The sequence below is a fragment of the Polynucleobacter sp. 35-46-11 genome (assembly GCF_002281105.1).
In genome coordinates this window covers 1-22,513 of sequence record NZ_NCFJ01000021.1, presented here as the reverse complement: position 1 = coordinate 22,513, position 22,513 = coordinate 1, and the positions used below count along the sequence as shown (strand labels likewise).

Here is a 22,513-nt window from a genome sequence, read left to right as displayed (position 1 = left end):
ATTTATCGCAAGACGGCTGCTTATGGCCACTTTGGTCGTGAAGAGCCAGAATTTACTTGGGAACAGTGCGACAAGGCGCCTGCCTTACGCGCAGCTGCTGGCTTGTAATCTGCTTTCTAGGCAGTTAATTTGCAGTATGTAGTGGTATTGAGGCGAAATATGGCGAAATTGATTACAATTTCGCCATACCTTCAAGGAGCGTTGCAAGGAATGCTGAGAACCAGTGTTTCCCCAGGCTTGAAGGGAGTGGACTCCTAGGTAACCCCAGAGTTTGCTAATTGCAACTGCGCTCGCTAACCCATGATTCAATGGCTAGCGAGTTCCTACTCCAGCATTGGATCGTCTTTAGCTGGAGCATTCATGAGTACCGTTTCCGATTTAAACAACTTTGTAGCAACCCGCTGCGCTATTGCTGATATTTCTTTAGCTGATTTTGGTCGTAAAGAAATTGCCATTGCTGAAACTGAAATGCCAGGTCTCATCGCAATTCGCGACGAGTTTGCATCACAGCAGCCATTGCGTGGTGCACGCATCACTGGTTCGTTGCACATGACCATTCAAACTGCAGTATTGATCGAGACGCTTGAAGCGCTCGGCGCTGAAGTGCAGTGGGCCTCTTGTAATATTTTCTCTACCCAAGATCACGCTGCTGCAGCAATTGCTGCAAATGGCACACCAGTGTTTGCCATCAAGGGCGAAACTCTTGAGCAGTATTGGGATTACACCCACCGTATTTTTGAGTGGGCTGATGGCGGCTTCACCAATATGATTTTGGATGACGGCGGCGATGCAACCTTGCTACTGCACCTTGGCGCACGTGCTGAAAAAGATCAGGCTTGTTTGAATCACCCAACAAGCGAAGAAGAAACCATTTTGTTTTCTGCCATTAAAAAGAAATTGGTACAAGACCCAACTTGGTATTCCACACGCTTAGAAAAAGTAAAAGGCGTAACTGAAGAAACGACTACTGGTGTACATCGTCTCTATCAGATGTTCGCTAAAGGTGATTTGAAATTCCCAGCAATCAACGTAAACGACTCTGTTACTAAGAGCAAGTTCGATAACCTCTATGGTTGCCGTGAGTCTTTGGTTGATGCGATCAAGCGTGCTACTGACGTAATGGTTGCTGGTAAGGTTGCCGTGGTTTGTGGTTACGGCGACGTAGGTAAGGGCTCAGCTCAAGCTCTACGTGCTTTGTCTGCTCAAGTTTGGGTTACTGAAGTGGATCCAATCTGTGCATTACAAGCAGCGATGGAAGGCTATCGCGTGGTGACAATGGACTACGCTGCAGATAAGGCTGACATCTTTGTTTCAGCAACTGGTAACTATCATGTGATTACACATGACCACATGGTGAAGATGAAGAACCAAGCTATCGTTTGTAACATTGGACACTTCGATAACGAGATTGATGTGGCTGGTATCGAGAAATACAAGTGGGAAGAAATTAAGCCACAAGTTGATCACGTAATTTTCCCAGCAGCCAATGGAAACCCTGAGAAGCGCATCATCATCTTGGCTAAAGGTCGTTTGGTTAACCTTGGTTGCGGTACAGGCCACCCATCTTATGTCATGAGCTCTTCATTTGCGAACCAAGTGATTGCACAGATCGAGTTGTGGAATGCAGTTGGTACAGATAAATACCCAGTCGGTGTTTATACCTTGCCTAAGCATTTGGATGAGAAGGTTGCTCGTTTGCAGCTCAAGACATTGAATGCACAGCTAACTGTACTGTCAGATCAGCAAGCCTCTTACATTGGCGTAACGAAGGAAGGCCCTTATAAGGCTGACCACTACCGTTATTAATCTGCCCCTTGCTAGATATTGTTCAATAGAGAAATAGAGATACAGGCCCAAGATCATGGAATTAAGCGTTGAATTCTTTCCTCCAAAAACACCTGAAGGTGAGAGCAAGTTGCATCTGGTGCGCGAGCGTTTTAGTGAAACGCTCAAGCCCGCTTTTTATTCTGTGACTTTTGGTGCCGGTGGCTCTACTCAATCTGGCACACTAAAAGTAGTGAGCGATATTCATGCTGCCGGTGCAGCAGTTGCTCCACACTTATCTTGTGTTGGTAGTTCACGTGAGAGCGTGCGCGACATGTTAAAGCAATACCAAGCTTTAGGTGTTAAACGTATCATAGCTTTACGTGGTGACTTGCCATCTGGCATGGGTCAGTATGGTGAGTTTCATCACGCTAACGAGTTAGTGGAATTTATTCGTGCAGAAACGGGTGATTGGTTTCACATTGATGTCGCAGCTTATCCAGAAACACACCCTCAAGCTAAGTCGCCTGCAACTGATGTGGACTTTTTTGTGCAGAAGATGAAGGCTGGGGCCAATTCAGCAGTCACTCAGTATTTCTACAACAGTGATGCGTATTTCCGCTTTGTGGATGAGGCTTATGACTTGGGCGTCACTGAGCCAGTCATTGCTGGAATTATGCCGATTACCAATAGCACCCAGTTACTGCGTTTTTCAGATGCTTGTGGCGCAGAAATTCCGCGCTGGATTCGTTTGCGTTTGCAGTCTTATGGCGATGACACCGCTTCGATTCGTGCGTTTGGTGAGGAAGTAGTGACTGATCTTTGCGATCAACTTTTAACTGCTGGCGCACCAGGATTGCATTTCTATTCCTTGAATCAAGCAGATGCTGTTTTGGCGATTGCAGACAATCTCAGTCTCAATAAGTAATTAATAAGCCTGACTCAGTCAGCATGGCATCCAAAGGCTCATCATGTGTTTGAGCCTGCCATTGAGCATCATCTAATTTTTGCCAATCAAAGCCAATGCCTACGCACAGTAGGCTTGGTTTAGCTTTACGTAGTTGGGCTAAGGTGCGGTCAAAGTATCCACCCCCATACCCAAGTCGCCAATAACGCGTTTTATTACCCACACAGGATTCTGACCAGCCTACACAGGGAATCAAGATGCAGTCTGGAGTGACTAGAAGTCTACGAGGGTTATTCGGATCTGGCTCCGGCACGCCGTGGCGACTTGGAATTAGTAAGTCACCCGCTTGCCAGGCATAAAAATCTAAATGTTTATCGGGGCGCGCAAAAGGGAGTGCTAGCGTTCTAGCTTTATTGCCCTCGGCCCAAGCTAATAGAGTCGGCCGAAGATCCAGTTCATCTTGTATGGGGCAATACAAGGCAATAGATTGAACTTGAGTGTCATGGTCGGCCAGAAAACCAGCTAAGCCGGTCAAAATAGCTTCTCGTGCCATGGGATAGCTTGCGCTAGCCGCAAACTGTTTCCTTTGGGCAAGTAAGTCCTGCCGTAGCGATTTTGGAGAATTGCCGTGCATATCGACCATTATCAGGCGAAAATTGAGAGATATAGTAAATCGATAAGGCTAGACGGTGAAAAAGAGGTTTGATGTTTTTAGTTCTGGGCAAAGAGCTTTGGGCGGAATTCTATTTCTGGCTCTATTGAGCAGTTCGCCCAGTATTTTTGCTGAGAAGGTGAAGAAAACCGTTCCCGCTAAAGTGAGCAGAATTTCAGCCTTTGAAGTTACTGAGGGTGATCGCACCTTTATTGAGTTGCGTGAAGCGGCCAAAAGAAATGATGCGGTCCGTGCGCAAACCTTAGCTGCTAGCCTCTCCAATTACCCATATGAAGACTATGTAAGCTATTTCCGTATCAAACCTCAGCTATTTGATAGTGCTGGTGTGGCGCGAGCCGATAGTAATGCGGACTCACAGGTAGTGGCTTTTCTAAATCAATATCAAGGTACTGCTCTGGCTGATCGGATGCGTAATGATTGGCTACTCGTTTTGGGTAAGCGAAAAGATTGGTCAAGTTTTGATGCTGAATATCCTAAGTTTGTTTTGGATGACGACACGCAAGTGAAGTGCTATGCACTGCAGTCAAAATTGGCGCAGGGGGAGAACCCAACTAAAGTTGCAATCGATGCCCGCGCAATACTATTAGATCCACGTAATTTTGGTCAGGCTTGCCAAGAATTGGTACCCGCCCTAGTTGTTACTGGGGGAATGACGCCGAGTGAGGCTAAGGCAATTGGCCGTGCTGCTAGTGAAATGGGTTTTGACACCATGTCACGTCGCCTGGGTGGTGAAGATCCGATTGCTGATATTGTGAAGGTAGCCAAAGCAGACCCTGCAAAAGCATTTAGAGATTTTTCTCAAAATGCATCGCGCTATAGCAAAGAAAACCAGGCCGTAGCTTGGGGCGTAATTGGTCAGTTCCTTGCAAAGAAATTAGATCCCAATGCGGATGATGCATATCATTTTCAACAAGAACTGGGCTATAACGATCTTCTTTCAACTGAAGGGCAAGAGTGGAAAGTGCGGGCAGGTCTACGCGCCAAAGACTGGGTACTGGTAAAGAACGCAATTGAAGGCATGAATCCTGTCGTTCGTAGTAGAGATCCCGCTTGGACTTATTGGTATGCACGTGCATTAAAAGTTGATGGCCAAAATGAAAAAGCACGGGAGAACCTTGAACTCATTGCTGACCAGTACAACTTTTATGGACAGCTTGCTCGCGAAGACTTGGGTAAATCAAATCATGCGCCTGCAAGAACCAAAGTGAGTGATGCAGAAATCGAAGCCATGTCTCAGCGCAAAGGCTTCATTAGGGGTGAGCGCTTCTATGCCATGAATTTGCGCTTTGAAGGTAATCGCGACTGGAATTGGGAGTTGCGTAATATGAGTGATAAGCAGTTACTTGCAGCCGCTGAATACGCTAAGCGGATTGGTTTGTACGACCGCGTTGTGAATACGGCTGATCGTACCAAGCAAGAGCATGACTTTAGCTTACGCTACCCAACCCCTTATCGCGATGAGCTATCACCAATTGCCAAACAAATTGATTTGAACTTGGCGTGGGCATATGGCTTGATTCGCCAAGAGTCACGCTTCATCATGAATGCCTCATCATCAGTTGGTGCCTCAGGATTAATGCAGGTGATGCCAAATACAGCGAAGTATGTTGCCAAGAAAATTGGTATGACTTCGTATACCAATGACAAGTTGGCAGACACTAATACTAATTTAACTTTGGGCAGTAATTATTTGAATATGGTCTTGGTAGATTTAGATGGATCTTGGGTTCTCGCATCTGCCGCCTATAACGCTGGACCATCACGATCTAAAACTTGGCGGGAAAAACTCACTAGCCCGACTGAAGGCGCGATCTTTGCAGAAACGATTCCATTTAATGAGACGCGCACCTATGTAAAAAACGTTTTGGCGAATGCAACGTATTATTCATCAGTGATGCACGGTCAGACACAGTCTTTAAAACAGCGTTTAGGGGTAATCGCTCCTAAAGCAGCAAACGCATCAGAGCTACCTTAGTATTTCAACTGCATAGGAGTTTTATGAAATATGACATTCTGCTAATTGGCGGTAACGGTTTTGTCGGTAGAGTTTTGGCTGCTCAGTTGCAATCTGAGGGCTATTCTGTTTTATTGCCGACTAGACACTTAGCATCTGCACGTGAATTACGTATGCTGCCAAAAGTGCATCTAGAAGATGCTGATGTGCATGAGTTTGATGTTTTGCAAGAGTTTTGCTCACGAATCAAGCCTGGTGGTGCAGTCATTAATTTAGTGGGCGTACTGCATGACAAGCCTGCACAGCCTTATGGAAAAGTATTTGAAGCTGCGCATGTAGAGCTTCCCAAAAATATTATCACTGCTATGCAGTTGCACGGCCTAAAACGTTATCTACATATGAGCGCATTGGGTGCAGACTCAAATGGCCCATCAATGTATCAGCGTAGTAAAGGTGATGGCGAGGCCGCTGTAAAGGCTAGCAATCTTGACTGGACTATTTTTAGACCTTCAGTCATTTTTGGTGCCCAAGATCAGTTCATTAATTTGTTTGCTAAGTTGACAAAGTTATTTCCAGCCATGCCCTTAGCAAACTCTGGGGCACAGTTTCAGCCGGTGAGCGTGGATGATGTGGCTAGTGCATTTACCAAGTCACTAAAAATGCCATCTACTATTCATCAATCTTATGATTTGGTGGGGCCTACTGTTTACACCATGAAAGAGATTGTGGAATTTGCTGCGCGTAAGGTCAACACAAAATGTGCCATTATTCCTGTTCCTGATTTTGTTGGGCATCTTCAAGCTTTAGCTTTTGAGTTTCTGCCTGTCCCAACCTTAATGTCGCGTGACAATATTGCATCCATGCAGTTGCCTAATATCCTCCCGCTCAATGGAGTAGACGCATTGACCAAGGTCTTTAACATTAGCCGTCGTACATTAGAAGGCATGAAATAAGTCGATGAAGATTTATGCGGTCGGTGGCGCTATTCGGGATACCCTGATGGGCTTGCCTATACACGACATTGATTATGTTGTAGTTGGCTCTAGCGTAGAAGAGATGATTGCTCAGGGCTTTCGTCCGGTGGGTAAAGATTTTCCAGTGTTCTTGCATCCAGAGACGCAGGCTGAATATGCATTAGCGCGTACAGAGCGGAAAACGGGGAAGGGTTATAAAGGCTTTATGTTTTATGCTGACCCGACGGTCACGCTAGAGCAGGACCTAGAGCGTCGAGATTTGACTATTAATGCAATGGCACAAGAGGTCGACGCGGATGGTAAATGGGTGGGCCCTATTTTGGATCCCTACAACGGCCAGCAAGATTTAGCAGCTAAGGTGCTTCGCCATGTGTCCGATGCGTTTTCCGAAGACCCTTTACGTCTTTTGCGTATCGCTCGTTTTGCAGCGCGTTTCCCTGAATTCATAGTAGCGCCAGAAACCATGGCCGCCTTGCAGGCGATTGTTCATTCCAATGAATTATCAGCACTCTCGGCTGAAAGAATTTGGCAAGAGTTGGCTAGAGGGTTGACTGCCAACAAGCCAATGCGCATGTTCCAAGTTTTGCTAGATGCTGGCGCAGCTAAGGTATTACTACCATCAACGCTGACATCTCATTTGGCTAAAGAAGAATATCGTGAGCAGCTCATTGCATATCTGCATGCCACAAATCAACTGGAAGATCGCTGTGCTGTCACTCTCATGCATTTACCTGTTAGTGAAATTCGTTCATGGTCTGAGTGCGTCAAGATGCCAAATGAGTTGCGTGACTTCAGTGAAATATTTAGTGAGCTCAATCTACTGATTGAGAAAACAGTTGGTGACCTCGGTGGCGTATATCAATCCGCTGATATATTAACTTGGTTCAATCGCGCAGATGTTTGGCGTAAGCCTGATCGTGGATACGCATTGCTCGATTTAGCTAAACGCATTGGTTTAAATGTCGGCACTTTAATTTCAGCAATGCAAAATGCTCAATCGCTCAACACGGCGGAAATTATTGAAGGTGTTCCTGCAGACCAGAGGACCAATGGTGAAAGAATTCGTAGTGCGGTTGATGCTGCGAGACTCTTGGCAATTACTGCAGCCATAAACAACTAAAAGCTTACAGCCGGTTTCTACCTCGAAGGCCTGGCAAGTCCTCTAAGACATGATCTGGCAATATCTCAGATAGCTTCTTTGAGAAAGCAAAGACTTTAAAGAGCTCCCCCATCTCCGCTTCAGATAATAGTTTCTGCAAAGAATTCGAAATCGGTAAGAAAGTTTCTGGCTTGCTAGGATCGCCAATCTCCAATGCAATATCGCCAATGCCGGCATCTAGTAAATAAGATGCCTGATTACTGAGATAGACATCATCAACTTTTTCTTCTAGCGCACTACGTGCGATCTGAGACCATTCCACATGCGTTGTTAAATCACAAAGCCCTGGAAGATGAAATGGATCTTGAATGGCATGATGTCGATGATGCGCCATGAGTGTGCCCTCGAGGCGTTGTGCATGGTAGTACTCGCTCTCTGGAAATCCATAATCAAAAGTGAGGAAGAGGCCGGTATCAAGATGATTGGCTACTTGGCGCATCCAAGCATTAGCTGGCGGATGTAGCTCTGTAAGGTATCCCTCAGAAAAGTTTCCATTCAGCAATGCATCTGGAAGTAGTGACTGCTCAACGGGTTGCCCTACTGACCAAGTAAGCTTGCCATCAATTACAGCGACCCCTTGTTGATACCAAAAGCCATTTTGAAAAATGATGGCATCACACGGAATAGCATCAATGACTTCATTGGCCAGAATGATGCCCTTGAAGTTGTTAGGTAAAGAACTTAACCAATTGGATTGAGTAGATAGGGCCAGTTTCTCTACAACTTGCTTGAGGCGCTCTTCTTGCCTTTGGGCTAGGTCGGGTGAGATCTCAATAATGTCGTAGCGATCCAGGTTGAAGTCCAGATCGTGGAATCGGGTGAGAATAGATTCAGCTAACTTGCCAGTGCCAGCGCCAAACTCCAGAATTTGGGTAGGGAGCCCCTGAGCCTTCAGCCCTTCTAGAATGGGCAAAAGGGTTTCTACAATAGCCGCGCCAAATAAGGGGGACAGCTCTGGGGCTGTCGTGAAATCACCGCCAGCGCCCAATTTGTGGGCTCCAGCGCTGTAATAACCCATGCCTGGCTCATATAAAGCCATTTCCATATACCTTGAAAAGGGCATCCAGCCGCCTTTGGAAGCGATTTCAGCCATTATTTTTTGGCTCAGATGCTCTGTATGAGCCGTTTCAAGGCTGGTCAAGGTAATATCCATAGCTCCTTAGTCTAAGAGAATTTAAGTGAACTTGAGTTCAAACCCATCACCTCAGCAAAATAAAGCGGTTTTAGTGACCGGTGCAGCTAAGCGCCTTGGTCGGGAAATTGCCTTGGAATTTGCTCGTCAGGGCTGGGATATCGCAATTCATTATGGCCGTTCGGAATCTGATGCTACAGCAACTGTGGCTGAAATTCAGAAGCTTGGGCGTAAAGCTGTCGCATTTAAAGCTGATCTCGCCAGCGAAGCAGAAATCCATTCTCTATTTGCCGCAGTTGTTGCTGAGTTTCAAAGCCTTGAGTGCCTCGTGAATAGCGCCTCAATCTTTGAATATGATCGCGCCAATTCGGATACTCCGCTGAGTGGTAAAAGTTTGCAAGACCACATGCAAGTCAATTTAGCCGCACCTATTTTGCTATCTCAGCTGATGTTTGAATATCACAAGCGTCAGACGAAGAATGCAAGCGAGAGCAATTTATCAATCCCATCGGTGATTCAGTTGCTCGATCAAAAATTAATTAATCTCAATCCAGATTACTTGTCTTACACATTATCTAAGGCAGCACTCCTTACTTCCGTTGAGGTGCTGGCGGTAGATTTTGCTCCTCACTTAAGGGTGATTGGTTTAGCCCCTGGGATTACATTGACCTCAGGCGATCAAACTGAGTCTGGTTTTACCAAGGCACATCAGATGACGCCATTAGGTAAGTCATCCACACCTAGTGACATTGCAAAAGCCGCTGTATTTTTAGCTAACTCAAATGCGATCACAGGAACTACTTTATATGTCGATGGTGGGCAGCATCTATTACCATCATCACGCGATGTGATGTTTAAAACCAATTAAGAATTTAATACAGAAGAAAAATTCAAAAAGAGTTCATAAAAATATGCATGCCATTCTTTCTCATCCAGCACTTGCGGATTGCCGCCGCTTATTTCTACGTGACTATGAAATCTATATCAATATTGGCGTTCATGACTTTGAGAAAAAGGCTGAGCAGCGCGTTATTCTGAATGTAGATCTTTATATCCCGCTGAATATGAATACGCCATCCAAGGATCTATTGGAAGAAGTGGTTGATTATGACTTTATGCGTGAAACCATTAAGGCACGGTCTTCCCAGGGCCATATTCATTTGCAAGAAACCTTCTGCGATGACATCGTGGCTGCGATGCTCTTGCATCCGAAGGTGATTGCTGCTCGTGTTAGTACAGCTAAGCCTGATGTATATCCAGACTGTCACTCTGTTGGTGTTGAAGTATTTCGGATGAAGCAAGCTTAAAGAAGATCCAGAAAAATTTAGTCGCTATGAGTGATATCCGTAAAGTCGTCTTCGAAGAAAACAAGCTTGAGAAAAAGCTCTGTCGTTTAGTTGGCCAAGCTATTGGTGACTTTGGCATGATTGAGGATGGCGACAAAGTCATGGTGTGCTTGTCGGGCGGCAAAGATAGTTATGCCATGCTCGACATTCTATTGAAGCTACGGGAGCGTGCCCCAATTGATTTTGAGATCGTTGCTGTCAATTTAGATCAAAAGCAGCCAGGATTTCCAGCGGAGATCTTGCCAAATTATTTAAAGGCTTTGGGCGTTCAGTACCACATTGAAAATCAAGATACCTATAGCATCGTCAAGCGTGTAGTTCCAGAAGGCAAAACGACTTGTGGTCTTTGCTCTCGTTTGCGTCGTGGGATTTTGTATCGCGTAGCAGATGAGCTCGGTGCTACCAAGATTGCCTTAGGTCATCACCGTGATGACATCCTAGAAACATTAATGCTTAATATGTTCTTTGCTGGCAAACTCAAAGGCATGCCACCAAAGCTGCGATCTGATGATGGTAAACATATTGTCATTCGTCCTCTCGCCTACGTTCCTGAAAAGCTACTTGAACGTTATGCGGTGGATATGAACTTCCCGATTATTCCGTGCAATCTGTGTGGCAGTCAGCCCAATCTCCAGCGCGGTGCTATGAAAGAGATGTTGCGCGAGTGGGAGAAAAAGCACCCAGGGCGCGTCGAGAATCTCTTTCGCTCAATGCATCACATTGTTCCGTCCCATTTAATGGATGGTGAGGCCTTTGATTTTAAGAATCTTGAGATTTCTACTGAGTTGTCGGGTATTGCTGCAAGATCTGCTGGCGATAAAGCGATTGATGAGACAGAAATCGATGAAATAGCCTGCGGAACGTTGATTCAGGGGTCTTATAATCCCTCTTTATGAACATCGTTATTTTGGCTGCTGGGCAGGGAAAGCGGATGAAGTCCGCATTACCCAAGGTTCTTCAAACCTTGGCCGGGAAACCCCTTCTCCAGCACGTTCTCAATACAGCCTTGGATTTACAGGGTAAAAACACTAAAACTGGCCCCATCGTTGTTGTTGGGCATGGTGCAGCCGATGTTAAAGAGTTTCTTCAAACAGCTAGCGTGCAAGATTCTCGCTTTGGCAAAGTTGCTACTGCATTGCAGGCTGAGCAAAAAGGAACAGGCCACGCTCTATTACAAGCATTGCCCAAACTGGATGTAGATGCACCTACTTTGGTTCTGTATGGCGATGTGCCACTTACAAGTAAAAAGACGCTCTCTAAATTAGTCAAATTGGCTGATGGCGTGCGTGGTCAAGATTCTGCATTAGCGTTGCTAACTCAAAACCTCAATAAACCAACGGGCTATGGCCGTATCGTGCGAGATATCGATGGTTCGGTAAAAGCGATTGTTGAAGAAAAAGATGCATCACCAGAGCAAAAGCGCATTCAAGAAATTAATACCGGCATTATGGTTCTGCCAACCAATTCACTGAAGAAGTGGTTGAAGGCATTGCGAGCCAGTAATGCCCAGGGTGAGTACTATTTAACTGACGTCATTGCGATGGCAGTTAAGGATGGAGTTCCCATTCGTACTGCGCAAGCTGATGCTGAGTATGAAACTGTTGGCGTTAATAGTCGTGATCAGTTAGCTGCTTTAGAGCGAGTACATCAGCTTAATCAAGCAAACGTTTTAATGGATGCTGGTGTTTCTTTGGCTGATCCAGCGCGTATCGATATTCGAGGAACACTCGAGTGTGGCACGGACGTCTTCATTGATGTTGGCTGTTTATTTGAAGGTTGCGTGACTTTAGCTGCTGGCACAAAAGTAGGCCCGTACTGCATTATTCGCAATAGCGTGATTGGCAAGGATGTCACAATCCATCCATATAGCCATATCGATGGAGCTCAAGTTGGCGCAAGCTCGCTGATTGGGCCTTATGCTCGTTTGCGTCCCGGTGCAGATCTGTCCAATGATGTACATATTGGCAACTTCGTCGAAGTGAAGAACAGCAAGATTGCCGCCAATAGCAAAGCCAATCACTTGGCCTACGTGGGTGATTCGATCGTAGGCTCTAGAGTCAATATCGGTGCCGGTACGATTACCTGTAACTACGATGGCGTCAATAAACATCAAACCATCATTGAAGATGATGTTTTCATTGGTTCGGATACACAGTTGGTGGCCCCAGTGCGCGTTGGCCGTGGTGCCACACTCGGTGCGGGCACAACCCTGACTAAAGATGCGCCGCCAAATCAACTTACCGTGTCACGAGCCAAGCAAATTTCATTGCAGTGGCAACGCCCAGTAAAGCAAGATAAAAAGCCGCAAGAGAAAAAGTCGGCAATCAAGAAGGCTGCTGTAAAAAAAGTAGCCACCAAAAAATCCGTGAAAGCTAAAAAATAATGTGCGGAATTGTTGGCGCAGTATCGCGTAAAAATATTGTCGAAGTTTTAATTGAAGGTTTGCGTCGTCTTGAATACCGCGGTTACGATTCTTGTGGTTTTGCAGTAATTAATAGCAATGATGCTAAACACCCCATTGAGCGTGCTCGCACTACTGCTCGTGTTTCTGAGCTAGCAGAGCAGGGCAAGGATTTTCATGGCACCCTAGGTATTGCACATACTCGCTGGGCAACCCACGGTAAACCTGACACACAAAATGCACATCCCCATATTTCTGGTGGATTAATTGCTGTTGTTCATAACGGTATTATTGAAAACTACGAATCACTACGTACTGAATTGAAGTCTGTGGGCTATGTATTTACTTCGGAAACAGATACTGAAGTGATTGCGCATTTAATTCATCAAGCTTATGTGGCAAGTAAGCAGGCAGATCTGGTTGCTTCGGTGCGCTCTGTGTTACCGCGGCTACATGGTGCTTATGCAATTGGTGTGATCGCGCAAGATCGTCCAGATATTTTGGTGGGTGCACGTGTGGGCTCTCCATTGGTGGTTGCACTCGGCGAGAATGAAAACTTCCTTGCTTCTGATGCCTTGGCTTTAGCAGGTCGCGCACATTCAATGATGTATTTAGAAGAGGGTGATGTTGCTGTTCTTGGGGCAGAGAGTGTTGAGATCATTAATCAATTGGGTAAGACTACACAGCGTGAGCAAAAGCCAATGCCAGCTCAAGCTGACTCTGTGGATCTGGGGCCTTATCAGCATTACATGCAAAAAGAGATTTTTGAGCAACCAAGAGCAATTGGTGACACGTTAGCCAACATCGCTAGTTTTGGTCCAGAGCTCTTTAGTGCAGATCCCGAGCAATGGAAAAAGTTTGATCAAATTTTGATCTTGGCTTGCGGCACTAGTTACTACTCTGCTTGTGTTGCTAAATACTGGTTAGAGGATTTGGCTGGCATTCCGACGCAAGTTGAGATTGCTAGTGAATATCGTTATCGCACAACCGTTCCTAATCCGAATACATTAATTGTGGTGGTCTCTCAGTCTGGTGAGACTGCAGATACTTTGGCAGCCTTGCGTCATGCGCAGTCCCTTGGCCATCAATACACGCTGGCGATTTGCAATGTAGCTAGTAGCGCCATGGTTCGCGAAACAAATTGGAATTTCTTGACCAAGGCTGGTACCGAGATTGGCGTGGCTTCCACTAAAGCCTTTACAACGCAGCTAGTTGCACTCTATCTGCTGGCTGTTTCATTGGCCAAGCGTGCAGGTAAGGTCAGCCCTGAGCAAGAAAAAGAGCTCTTGCGCGACATGCGTCATTTACCAAAAGCTTTGCATGCAGTATTAGCGCTTGAGCCGCAGATCATGGCTTGGAGTTCTGCGTTTGCTAAATGTGAAAACGCATTATTTCTCGGGCGCGGCATGCATTATCCGATTGCCCTTGAAGGTGCGCTCAAGTTAAAAGAGATTTCTTATATTCATGCTGAGGCCTACCCAGCTGGTGAGTTAAAGCATGGCCCGCTGGCCTTGGTAACTGAAAAGATGCCAGTGGTTACAGTGGCTCCAAAGGATGACTTATTGGAAAAGCTCAAATCCAATATGCAAGAAGTCAAAGCCCGTGGTGGAAAGCTTTATGTCTTTGCTGACCAAGATACTGATATCACCAGTAGCGAGGGTATCAACGTGATTCGTTTGCCCGAGCATTACGGCAATTTATCTCCAATCTTGCATGTAGTCCCGCTTCAACTCTTGGCGTATCACACGGCTTGTTCTCTCGGCACTGATGTTGATAAGCCCCGCAATCTCGCAAAGAGCGTTACGGTCGAGTAGTCTCAATTCAGTACAAATATTTGTACGCAGTAATGGATGCTCCTGAGAGAATGATGAAAAAACTGATTGGCATACAAGGCAATGATCGGGGTCACTGGGTAGGCGACGGTTTTCCTGTGCGTACCTTGTTTTTCTATCAAGACCTGGGCAAGCAAATGAGCCCATTCTTGATGCTGGACTATGCGGGCCCAGCTGAGTTCCCCTCCACAACTGAGCGCAAGGGTGTGGGCTCACACCCACATCGCGGCTTTGAAACGGTCACCATTGTTTATGAAGGTGAGGTGGCACATAAAGATTCAACGGGTCAAGGCGGCGTAATTGGTCCTGGTGATGTGCAGTGGATGACTGCCGGGTCTGGCATCTTGCATGAAGAGTTTCATTCTGAGGGATTTGCTAAGCAAGGCGGAACTTTGGAAATGGTGCAGTTATGGGTAAATCTTCCGGCAAGGCTGAAAATGACTAAGCCAGCTTATCAAGCCATTGTGGATAAGCAGATTCCTGTGCTTGATTTACAGAATGGTGCAGGGCAAGCGCGCATCATAGCTGGGAAGTTTGATGGTCACCAAGGCCCCGCTCACACCTTCACCCCAATGAATGTGATTGACTTGAAGTTGAAGAAAGGCTCAACAAGTATTTCTGTGCCAGAGTCTTGGAATGCATCGCTAGTTGTACTCAAGGGTGCAGTTGAGGCCGGTGAGGGTGTAGTTGCTGAAGATGCTCAGATGCTGATGTTTAGCAATCAGGGCCAAGATATTCAAGTGAATGTGCTTGAGGACTCTATTGCTTTGCTGCTGAGTGGCGAGCCGATTAATGAACCTATCGTTGGATATGGCCCATTTGTTATGAATACCCAAGAGGAGATTGCCCAAGCAATGCAAGATTTCAACAGTGGAAGCTTTGGAAGAATTGCCTAATTAGAATAGGGTTGGGGATTAAAAAATCCGTTTGACTTCTACGCATAGCTGTGTACAAAATTTATTAGTCAAATCAAGGTGTTACACAGACTCAATTAGAAAAGTGTGTTCAAATATCTACTGTAGAAAAGGATATTTGTCACCATTCATGTTTGGCTCTAAGGATTTCTCTAGTTTGCGTTTGCTTCCGTTTATTTTTACGGGATTTCTTTCTGCATGCGCGGTAGGTCCAGACTTTAAGCAGCCTGATGCTCCCAATACGTCTGGATATACCGAAACTGCACTTTCACAAAAGTTGGCTACTGCACCTGGAGTACCTGGTGGAACGAATCAAGAATTTATTGAAGGCGCTGATATTGAGGCTCAATGGTGGGAATTATTTAAATCTCCCGAGCTAGATGTATTGATCAAAAAAGCCTTGCAGCAAAACCCTAATTTAGGTGCAGCTGATGCTGCTCTGCGTGCGAGCCAAGAAAATGTCAGCGCACAAATTGGTGGGCAGTACTTCCCAGCAATTGGTTTAAATGGTGGCGCTACTCGACAGTTACAGCCTTCTGCTATTTATGGCTTGCCTTATGGCTCTGATACTTACAACCTCTATAACGCTTCTGTAAACGTTACCTACAAGCTTGATGTTTTTGGTGGGGCACGCCGAGCAGTTGAAGGCGCCAGAGCGCAAGCAGAGATTGCGCAGTTTCAGTTGGAGGGCGCATATCTCTCGTTGACCGCCAATATTGTTACTGGTGCAGTACGTGAAGCCGCTTTGCGTACACAGATGCAGGCTACAGAAGAAATTCTCAAGGCACAAACAAATTTAGCTGAGGTAACAGAAAAGCAACTAGCGATTGGTACGGTTTCTAGAGTGGATGTGACATCACAAAGAACTTTGGTATCTAACTCCCAAGTAGATTTATTTACTTATGAGCGCAACCTTTCCTTTGCGCGTAATCAGTTGGCTGTCTTGGTCGGTGAGCTACCTAGTAATGCCAACATTACAAAGTTTGACTTGAAGTCTTTGCATTTGCCAGAGAAGCTCCCGCTTTCAGTGCCATCGAGCCTAGTGCGCCAACGCCCAGACGTGCGCGCTGCAGAAGCGCAGCTCAAGGCCACCAATGCTTTGGTGGGGGTAGCCACTGCCAATTTATTGCCACAATTTAATATCACTGGCGCTATTGGTTCCGCAGCATTGACTAGCGCAGCCCTCTTTGGGCCGAACGCAACCCTATGGTCGGTTGCCGGTGGAATATTTCAGCCACTCTTTCAGGGTGGACAATTGTTAGCGCAACGTCGTGGCGCTGTTGCGAATTATGAGCAGGCAGTTTACCAATACCAGGCGACCGTACTCAAAGCCTTTCAAGAGGTGGCTGATGCATTGCGGGCTCTCGAGACTGGCGCGCAAGCATTGAAATCAGCATCAGATGCAGAGCGTTACGCTTATGAAACTTTGGAATTAGTGCAACAGCAATACAAGCTAGGCACTGCTAGCTACTTAGCTGTTCTCTACTACCAAAATCAATATCAAATTGCTAAAGTCAAATCGGTTTCTGCACAAGCAACCCGATTCTCAGACACAGCAGCATTATTTGCAGCACTAGGCGGTGGCTGGTGGAATCGAACCAGCCCAGCCTTTCAACCAAAAGCCATAGCGAACAAAGATCAAAATGAAACTTCTGGAAACAATTAAAACCAAAGTAACTGCAGTCGCACTTGCCTTGTGGGCTTGGACGCTTGCGAAGGCGGTCGAGTGGAAACTTCGCGAGAAGCTGATTGCGCTTTGGGGGAAAGTAAAAGGGTTCTGGTTACGTTTGCGCGATCGTTTTATACGTAGCAAGGCAAATGCCAAGTTACAGTCTATGACCCCATTGGGTCGACGCATGACCATTATGTTGTGTGGTGTATTTTTGTTGCTTGGCTTGATCTTTGGGTTCAATCAACTCAAGACTTTCATGATTAAGCATTTCATCGCTGGCATGGGCTTGCCTCCTGCAACTGTTTCCACGATGGTAGTGGAGACGACTGCATGGCAGCCTAAGCTTTCTAGCGTTGGTAATGTCCGTGCATTTAGAGGAGTAGATCTCAGCACTGAAATCGGTGGCCTTGTGCAAACTGTACCCATTAAATCGGGTATGGATGTAAAAGAAGGCGACTTGCTGATTAAACTGAATGACGCCTCAGATGTTGCACAACTCAATTCATTAAAAGCGTTGGCAGATTTAGCTAAGGTAATTAATGAACGCGATAGGCAACAATTAGAAATTCAGGCGATTAGTAAGAATGTCTTTGATACTAGTAAAGCTGATGCTGCCTCTAAGCAGGCGCAGATAGAGCAGCAAACAGCCTTAGTCGCCAAGAAGAATCTAAAAGCCCCCTTTGGTGGTCGTGTTGGTATCGTGATGATTAACCCTGGTCAATTTGTCAACCCAGGTGACAAGTTGCTCACTCTTCAAACTTTAGATCCTATTTTTGTCGATTTCAATCTTCCGCAAAGTAATGCTGAACAGATTCGGGTTGGACAAGAAATTGTGGTGACGACCGATGCATTCAAGGGCGCAAGCTTTACTGGCAAGGTTACTGCTGTGAGTCCGAAGGTTGATACTAATACACGCAATATTCAGATTGAGGCTCAGTTGGCAAATCCGGATAAGAAAATTTTGCCAGGCATGTTTGCTAATGTGAATATTAAGTTGGGCGATGAAGTGAAGTTGCTGACCTTGCCTCAAACTGCAGTGACTTATAACCCGTATGGCTCAACAGTGTTTATTGCTAAGCCAACTGGTAAAAAGGATAAGCAGGGCAAGCCTGCACTTGAGGCTCAACAGGTCTTTGTAACTACAGGACTAACGCGTGGCGATCAAGTGGCAATTCTCAAAGGGGTTGAAGAGGGTGCTACGGTTGTTACTAGTGGTCAGCTTAAGTTGAAGAATGGTACGCCGCTAATTATCAATAACAAGGTGTTGCCATCCAATTCACCAAACCCACAGCCACAGGAATAAGTCCTAGATGAATTGGACTGATATATTTATTCGTAGACCAGTGCTCTCGCTGGTAGTGAGTGCGCTTGTCTTGGTGTTTGGCTTGAAGGCGGTTGGTTCTTTGCCAGTCAACCAATACCCACAAACCCAAAATGCAATTGTCACTATTACGACGGCTTACTATGGCGCTGATCCAGAGACGATTGCAGGCTTTATTACGCAGCCATTAGAAACTGCGATTGCTCAGTCCCAAGGTATTGACTATTTGTCCTCGATGAGTGTGAGTGGCCTCTCGACCATTACCGCGACTCTCAAGCTCAATTACGACTCCAATGCTGCGCTGACACAAATCCAGACGCAGATTAGTTCGGTTAAGAATCAGTTACCTCCGCAAGCCCAGCAACCCGTATTGACTGTACAAATTGGTCAGTCTACTGCGGCAATGTACATGGGCTTTTATAGCGATGACATTCCAAACAATGCAATTACTGATTACTTATTACGGGTAGTGAAGCCAAAGCTGGATGCTGTCGATGGTGTGCAGAATGCTGAAATTACTGGTGGCAGAAAGTTTGCCCTACGCGCATGGCTTGATCGCGAGAAGATGGCGGGACTTGGGGTCGGTGCTGATGATGTCTATAGTGCCATGGCAGCTAATAACTATTTATCTGCAGTAGGCAGCACTAAGGGTGACATGGTTGCCGTCGATTTGGTTGCTGGCACGGATCTCCATACGCTCGATGAGTTCCGCAAGTTGGTTGTCAAAAAAGATGGCATCAATATTGTGTACCTAGATCAAGTAGCAACTGTGAGCATGGGCTCTGAAGACTACAACACCAATGTTGCATTTAGTGGCAAGCGCTCAGTGTTTATTGCCATCAAGGTGGCGCCTCAGGCGAACTTGCTCGATGTAGCAGAACGTGTTCGCGCAGTAGTGCCAGATATTCAGAAGCAGTTGCCAACCGGTATGTCGGGCAAAGTGGTTTATGACTCGACTAAGTTCATTACTACTTCGATTGATGAGGTAGTGGCAACCCTTTTAGAGGCGCTGTTGATTGTGACGGTGGTGATTTATCTCTTCCTGGGAAGCGCACGCGCTGTTGCCGTGCCGGTGATTGCAATGCCACTCTCATTAATTGGCACATTCTTCTTGATGCAGATCTTGGGTTACTCCATTAATTTGCTGACGCTGTTAGCCCTAGTACTTGCAATTGGCTTGGTGGTCGACGATGCCATTATTGTGGTTGAGAACGTAGACCGTCATATGAAAGAAGGCAAGTCACCGCTGGAGGCTTCTTTAATTGCTGCGCGCGAGTTGGGTGGTCCAATTTTGGCAATGACGATTGTGTTGATCGCCGTATATATACCAATTGGTTTTCAGGGTGGTTTAACGGGCGCGCTTTTTACCGAGTTTGCCTTTACTTTGGCGAGTGCGGTCGCGGTATCGGGATTGATTGCGTTAACGCTTTCACCGATGATGTGTTCACGCATTTTTACTGAAGAGCAAGAAGCCTCCTCGTTTGTACAAAAGATTGATCGCGTTTTTGAAAAAGTTCATCACAGTTATCAAACCACTTTGCGTGAGCTCCTGAGCACTTGGCAGGTCATTATTGTGATGGGTGTGATTTTGCTGGGAGGCGTGGCTTATCTCTACGCTACTGCTCGCGCTGAATTGGCGCCAACAGAAGACCAAGGCATTGTTTTGATGCAGGCTTCAGGTCCGCCGAATAGTACCGTCAATCAAATGCAGACCTATGCTGATCAGATTTATCAAATATCAGCTGCAGAGCCTGAGTATGAGCAGATGTTCCAGATCACTAGCCCCACTAGTAGCTTTGGTGGTGTATTGCTAAAAGATTGGGATCAACGTAGTCGTAATGCCACGAAGTTTCAGGAAGCTATGCAAAGTAAGTGGAATTCGATTGCCGGTGCTCGTGTAGCCGCCTTCCAGTTCCCAGCTTTGCCTGGTGCGCAGGGCCTTCCTGTTCAGGTGGTTATTAATACTACAGAGTCTTATGAGCAGCTCAATGAAGTGTCTCAGGCGGTTCTGGATAAGGCACGTCGTAGCGGCAACTTCTTCTTTGTGGATTCAGATTTAAAGATTGATAAGCCGCAAGACGTTTTAGAAATCGATCGTGAGAAAGTAGCTGCACTGGGTATGACGCAGCAACAAGTGGGTAGCGCCCTTTCCGCTGCCTTGGGTGGTGGTTATGTGAACTACTTCTCTGTTGCTGGCCGTTCCTATCGCGTGATTCCGCAAGTAAAGCAAGTGGACCGCTTAAATCCAGATCAGATCTTGGATTACTACATACGTACTCCAAGTGGACAGATGATTCAGGCGCGTACTATAGCAACAATTAAACAAAAAGTAGTTCCGCAATCCATTAATCACTTTCAACAGTTGAACTCCGCAACAATCTCTGGTGTGAGTACGCCATTTATTTCACAGGCAGACTTACTTGAGTTCATGCGCCAAACTTTAAAAGAGGTGGCGCCGAATGGTTACACCATGGATTACGCAGGCCCATCCCGTCAGTTTATGGCGGAGTCTGGCGGTTTCTTGGTGACCATGTTCTTTGCCATCTTGATCGTATTTTTGGTCTTGGCTGCACAGTTTGAAAGCTTCCGCGATCCAATCGTGATTTTGGTCTCAGTGCCGCTCGCCTTATTTGGCGCATTAATCTTTATTAATTTGGGATTCACAACTTTGAATGTGTATACCCAAGTTGGCTTGGTTACGCTAATGGGTTTGATCAGCAAGCACGGAATTTTGATTGTGGAATTTGCTAATGAATTGCAGGAAGCTGGCCGCAGTAAGTTAGATGCCATCGTAGAGGCTAGTAGCGTCCGTTTGCGCCCAATCTTGATGACCACCGCGGCAATGGTGCTGGGTGTTGTTCCTCTGGTGATTGCATCTGGTGCAGGTGCCGCTGGCCGTCAGTCGATGGGTATTGTGATCTTTACTGGACTATCGATTGGTACTTTATTCACGCTTTTCGTGGTTCCGGCGATGTATTTGTTTATTGGTGCCGATCACCATCAGAAGAAATTCAAGCAACAGTAATTTATTCTGTAAATAGCTATGAAAAAAGGGTGAACTAAGTTCATCCTTTTTTACTTGATGTCTCAGATTCAGAAAATCTGAGATACCAGTTATTTACTTCACGATATTGAGTTCTTTTTGTGCCACGATTTTATATTTAGTTTCAAGTTCAATCCGTTTCATCCACGCATCAATATTGTTTAATTGTGAGCGAGGCCCTATTTTTTCGGGGAAAGTTTGTGGTAGCAGAATCCATCGACTTACACACAAAGCCAATGGAATATCTCCGACGCTGAATTGTTCGCCAGCGCAGTAAGCCTGTTTTTCTAAGGTCTGATCAAGTAATGCCAGCAATGCATCTGCCTCTTGATATGAGCTCTTAATTAACTCATAGTTACGATCTGCTTCAGGGGTACGAGTGAGTCCTAAGAATGCAACTCGTAATGGTGGCCACATAGTTCCCAGTTGCCAGTCCATCCACTTCTCAGATTGGTACTGATTTTTAGTGTCAGCAGGAAAGCGCTTCGACCTATCGTATTGACGAACAAGATAGCGCAAAATAGTATTGGACTCCCAGAGCACAAGATCACCGTCTTCTAGAGTGGGGACCAGACCATTCGGGTTAAGTGCTAAGAATTCAGGGGTATGATTTATTCCAAAATGAAGGCCGGCATCTATGCGCGCAAAATCTTTGCCTTCTTCAAGCCCCAGCTCTGCAAGGCACCACAAGACCTTTTGCACATTGATAGAACTTTTTCTTCCCCATAAGCGCATCATGAGAATTCCTATTTAGGTAATATTAAATTGATGAATCTAAACCCATAAATTTGCTATGCGCAAATATGAGCGGATGACTCTCTGGAGTGTGCTTTAGGTTTAGCACTTTAGCAACAATGATATTGTGATCGCCGCCGGTGTGGACTGAAACTGTTTCGCATTCAAAGTAGGCTGAGCATCCTTCAATTTGAGTGAGGCCGCTTGCTGCAATTTTGTGCGGAATATTATCGAACTGATTTTCCTTGACGGTAGCAAAGTGCATTGCCATGGTTTCTTGTGAACGCGCGAGCACATGAATTAATTGTTTGTGACCCACTTCAAAATTAGGCATTAGGCGTGAATGCTTCTTTAAGCTCCATAAAATAAGTGGTGGCTCCAATGAAACAGTATTAAATGAGCTGATGGTGATGCCATGTGCGTTTTGGTCGGCATCTAGGCAAGTAATCACAGTGACCCCTGTTGCGAAAGAGGAGAATCCTTTGCGGAGCTCTTGAGAGGTAAATGGGGTCATCTCGTTTTCTTAATGAATTACTTACTTTGCAGCTGCCGGCGCAGGAGCACCAGCGGGGATAGTTGTACCTGGAATTGGGGTCAGAATTTCGTTCTCCTCAGCTTTGACGCATTTAAAGCGATATTCCTTGCCTGCCTTTGAAAGAAAGCTTACACCTTGGTAGAAGTCATTC

General features: G+C 45.9%; 18 protein-coding genes and 1 riboswitch. Of the genes, 14 read left to right on the top strand and 4 right to left on the bottom strand.

The features are described 5' to 3' along the window. Positions 1 to 187: 187 nt before the first annotated feature. A riboswitch (S-adenosyl-L-homocysteine riboswitch) is annotated at positions 188 to 299 on the top strand. A 61-nt stretch (positions 300 to 360) separates the two neighbouring features. Both ahcY and metF read left to right on the top strand, forming a co-directional pair. Then, on the top strand, positions 361 to 1,806 hold the full coding sequence (ahcY, locus tag B7Y67_RS03420) for an adenosylhomocysteinase (protein ID WP_293597367.1): 1,446 nt from the start codon (positions 361 to 363) through the stop codon (positions 1,804 to 1,806). Positions 1,807 to 1,861: 55 nt separating this feature from the next. Then, positions 1,862 to 2,692: a methylenetetrahydrofolate reductase [NAD(P)H] gene (gene metF, locus B7Y67_RS03415; protein WP_293597366.1), complete on the top strand. Its 831-nt coding sequence runs from the start codon at positions 1,862 to 1,864 to the stop codon at positions 2,690 to 2,692. On the opposite strand, the gene B7Y67_RS03410 is transcribed toward metF, so the two are convergent. After that, positions 2,682 to 3,305, bottom strand: a complete 624-nt coding sequence (locus B7Y67_RS03410) for a 5-formyltetrahydrofolate cyclo-ligase (RefSeq protein ID WP_293597365.1) — start codon at positions 3,303 to 3,305, stop codon at positions 2,682 to 2,684. The two genes, metF and B7Y67_RS03410, sit on opposite strands and share 11 nt — an antisense overlap. A 55-nt stretch (positions 3,306 to 3,360) precedes the next feature. Here B7Y67_RS03410 and B7Y67_RS03405 point away from each other — a divergent pair, with 55 nt between their 5' ends. Genes B7Y67_RS03405 through B7Y67_RS03395 form a run of 3 tightly spaced genes read left to right on the top strand, consistent with a single transcriptional unit; the run spans position 3,361 to position 7,392 of the window. Then, entirely contained in the window at positions 3,361 to 5,319 is a 1,959-nt protein-coding gene (locus B7Y67_RS03405; RefSeq protein ID WP_293597364.1) for a lytic transglycosylase domain-containing protein, read from the top strand. Positions 5,320 to 5,342: 23 nt separating this feature from the next. After that, positions 5,343 to 6,251 (top strand): complex I NDUFA9 subunit family protein, encoded by a 909-nt coding sequence (locus tag B7Y67_RS03400; protein ID WP_293597363.1) that lies wholly within the window; start codon positions 5,343 to 5,345, stop codon positions 6,249 to 6,251. 4 nt (positions 6,252 to 6,255) lie between these two features. Further along, on the top strand, positions 6,256 to 7,392 hold the full coding sequence (locus B7Y67_RS03395) for a polynucleotide adenylyltransferase (RefSeq protein ID WP_293597362.1): 1,137 nt from the start codon (positions 6,256 to 6,258) through the stop codon (positions 7,390 to 7,392). A gap of 4 nt (positions 7,393 to 7,396) precedes the next feature. Here the strand turns inward: B7Y67_RS03395 and B7Y67_RS03390 are convergent, their stop codons facing one another. Beyond that, complete coding sequence (locus B7Y67_RS03390; protein WP_293597361.1) at positions 7,397 to 8,524, bottom strand: SAM-dependent methyltransferase; 1,128 nt, start codon at positions 8,522 to 8,524, stop codon at positions 7,397 to 7,399. A gap of 85 nt (positions 8,525 to 8,609) precedes the next feature. Here B7Y67_RS03390 and B7Y67_RS03385 point away from each other — a divergent pair, with 85 nt between their 5' ends. From B7Y67_RS03385 to B7Y67_RS03345, 9 genes are all read left to right on the top strand, one after another. After that, positions 8,610 to 9,431 (top strand): SDR family oxidoreductase, encoded by an 822-nt coding sequence (locus B7Y67_RS03385; RefSeq protein WP_293597360.1) that lies wholly within the window; start codon positions 8,610 to 8,612, stop codon positions 9,429 to 9,431. A 43-nt stretch (positions 9,432 to 9,474) separates the two neighbouring features. Beyond that, complete coding sequence (locus B7Y67_RS03380) at positions 9,475 to 9,870, top strand: dihydroneopterin aldolase (protein WP_215302202.1); 396 nt, start codon at positions 9,475 to 9,477, stop codon at positions 9,868 to 9,870. A 26-nt stretch (positions 9,871 to 9,896) separates the two neighbouring features. Continuing rightward, positions 9,897 to 10,805 (top strand): tRNA 2-thiocytidine(32) synthetase TtcA, encoded by a 909-nt coding sequence (gene ttcA, locus B7Y67_RS03375; protein ID WP_215386946.1) that lies wholly within the window; start codon positions 9,897 to 9,899, stop codon positions 10,803 to 10,805. After that, positions 10,802 to 12,292: a bifunctional UDP-N-acetylglucosamine diphosphorylase/glucosamine-1-phosphate N-acetyltransferase GlmU gene (gene glmU, locus B7Y67_RS03370; RefSeq protein ID WP_293597359.1), complete on the top strand. Its 1,491-nt coding sequence runs from the start codon at positions 10,802 to 10,804 to the stop codon at positions 12,290 to 12,292. The genes ttcA and glmU overlap by 4 nt, the downstream gene beginning before the upstream one ends. Then, positions 12,292 to 14,124: a glutamine--fructose-6-phosphate transaminase (isomerizing) gene (gene glmS, locus B7Y67_RS03365; protein ID WP_293597358.1), complete on the top strand. Its 1,833-nt coding sequence runs from the start codon at positions 12,292 to 12,294 to the stop codon at positions 14,122 to 14,124. Before glmU ends, glmS begins: the two co-directional genes overlap by 1 nt. Positions 14,125 to 14,177: 53 nt before the next feature. Beyond that, positions 14,178 to 15,038 carry a pirin family protein gene (locus B7Y67_RS03360; protein WP_293597357.1) on the top strand — a complete coding sequence of 287 codons (861 nt, stop codon included), beginning with the start codon at positions 14,178 to 14,180 and terminating at the stop codon, positions 15,036 to 15,038. Between the two features lie 148 nt (positions 15,039 to 15,186). Next, on the top strand, positions 15,187 to 16,722 hold the full coding sequence (locus tag B7Y67_RS03355) for an efflux transporter outer membrane subunit (RefSeq protein WP_293597356.1): 1,536 nt from the start codon (positions 15,187 to 15,189) through the stop codon (positions 16,720 to 16,722). Then, entirely contained in the window at positions 16,700 to 18,031 is a 1,332-nt protein-coding gene (locus B7Y67_RS03350) for an efflux RND transporter periplasmic adaptor subunit (RefSeq protein ID WP_293597355.1), read from the top strand. Before B7Y67_RS03355 ends, B7Y67_RS03350 begins: the two co-directional genes overlap by 23 nt. 7 nt (positions 18,032 to 18,038) lie before the next feature. Next, the gene (locus B7Y67_RS03345; protein WP_293597354.1) at positions 18,039 to 21,074 is read left to right on the top strand and encodes an efflux RND transporter permease subunit; all 3,036 of its coding nucleotides are present in this window, start codon (positions 18,039 to 18,041) and stop codon (positions 21,072 to 21,074) included. Positions 21,075 to 21,167: 93 nt separating this feature from the next. On the opposite strand, the gene B7Y67_RS03340 is transcribed toward B7Y67_RS03345, so the two are convergent. Both B7Y67_RS03340 and B7Y67_RS03335 read right to left on the bottom strand, forming a co-directional pair. Continuing rightward, positions 21,168 to 21,827, bottom strand: coding sequence for a glutathione S-transferase N-terminal domain-containing protein (locus B7Y67_RS03340; RefSeq protein ID WP_293597353.1), 660 nt, complete (start codon positions 21,825 to 21,827; stop codon positions 21,168 to 21,170). 25 nt (positions 21,828 to 21,852) lie between these two features. Then, complete coding sequence (locus B7Y67_RS03335; RefSeq protein ID WP_293597352.1) at positions 21,853 to 22,341, bottom strand: flavin reductase family protein; 489 nt, start codon at positions 22,339 to 22,341, stop codon at positions 21,853 to 21,855. Between the last annotated feature and the right edge of the window lie 172 nt (positions 22,342 to 22,513).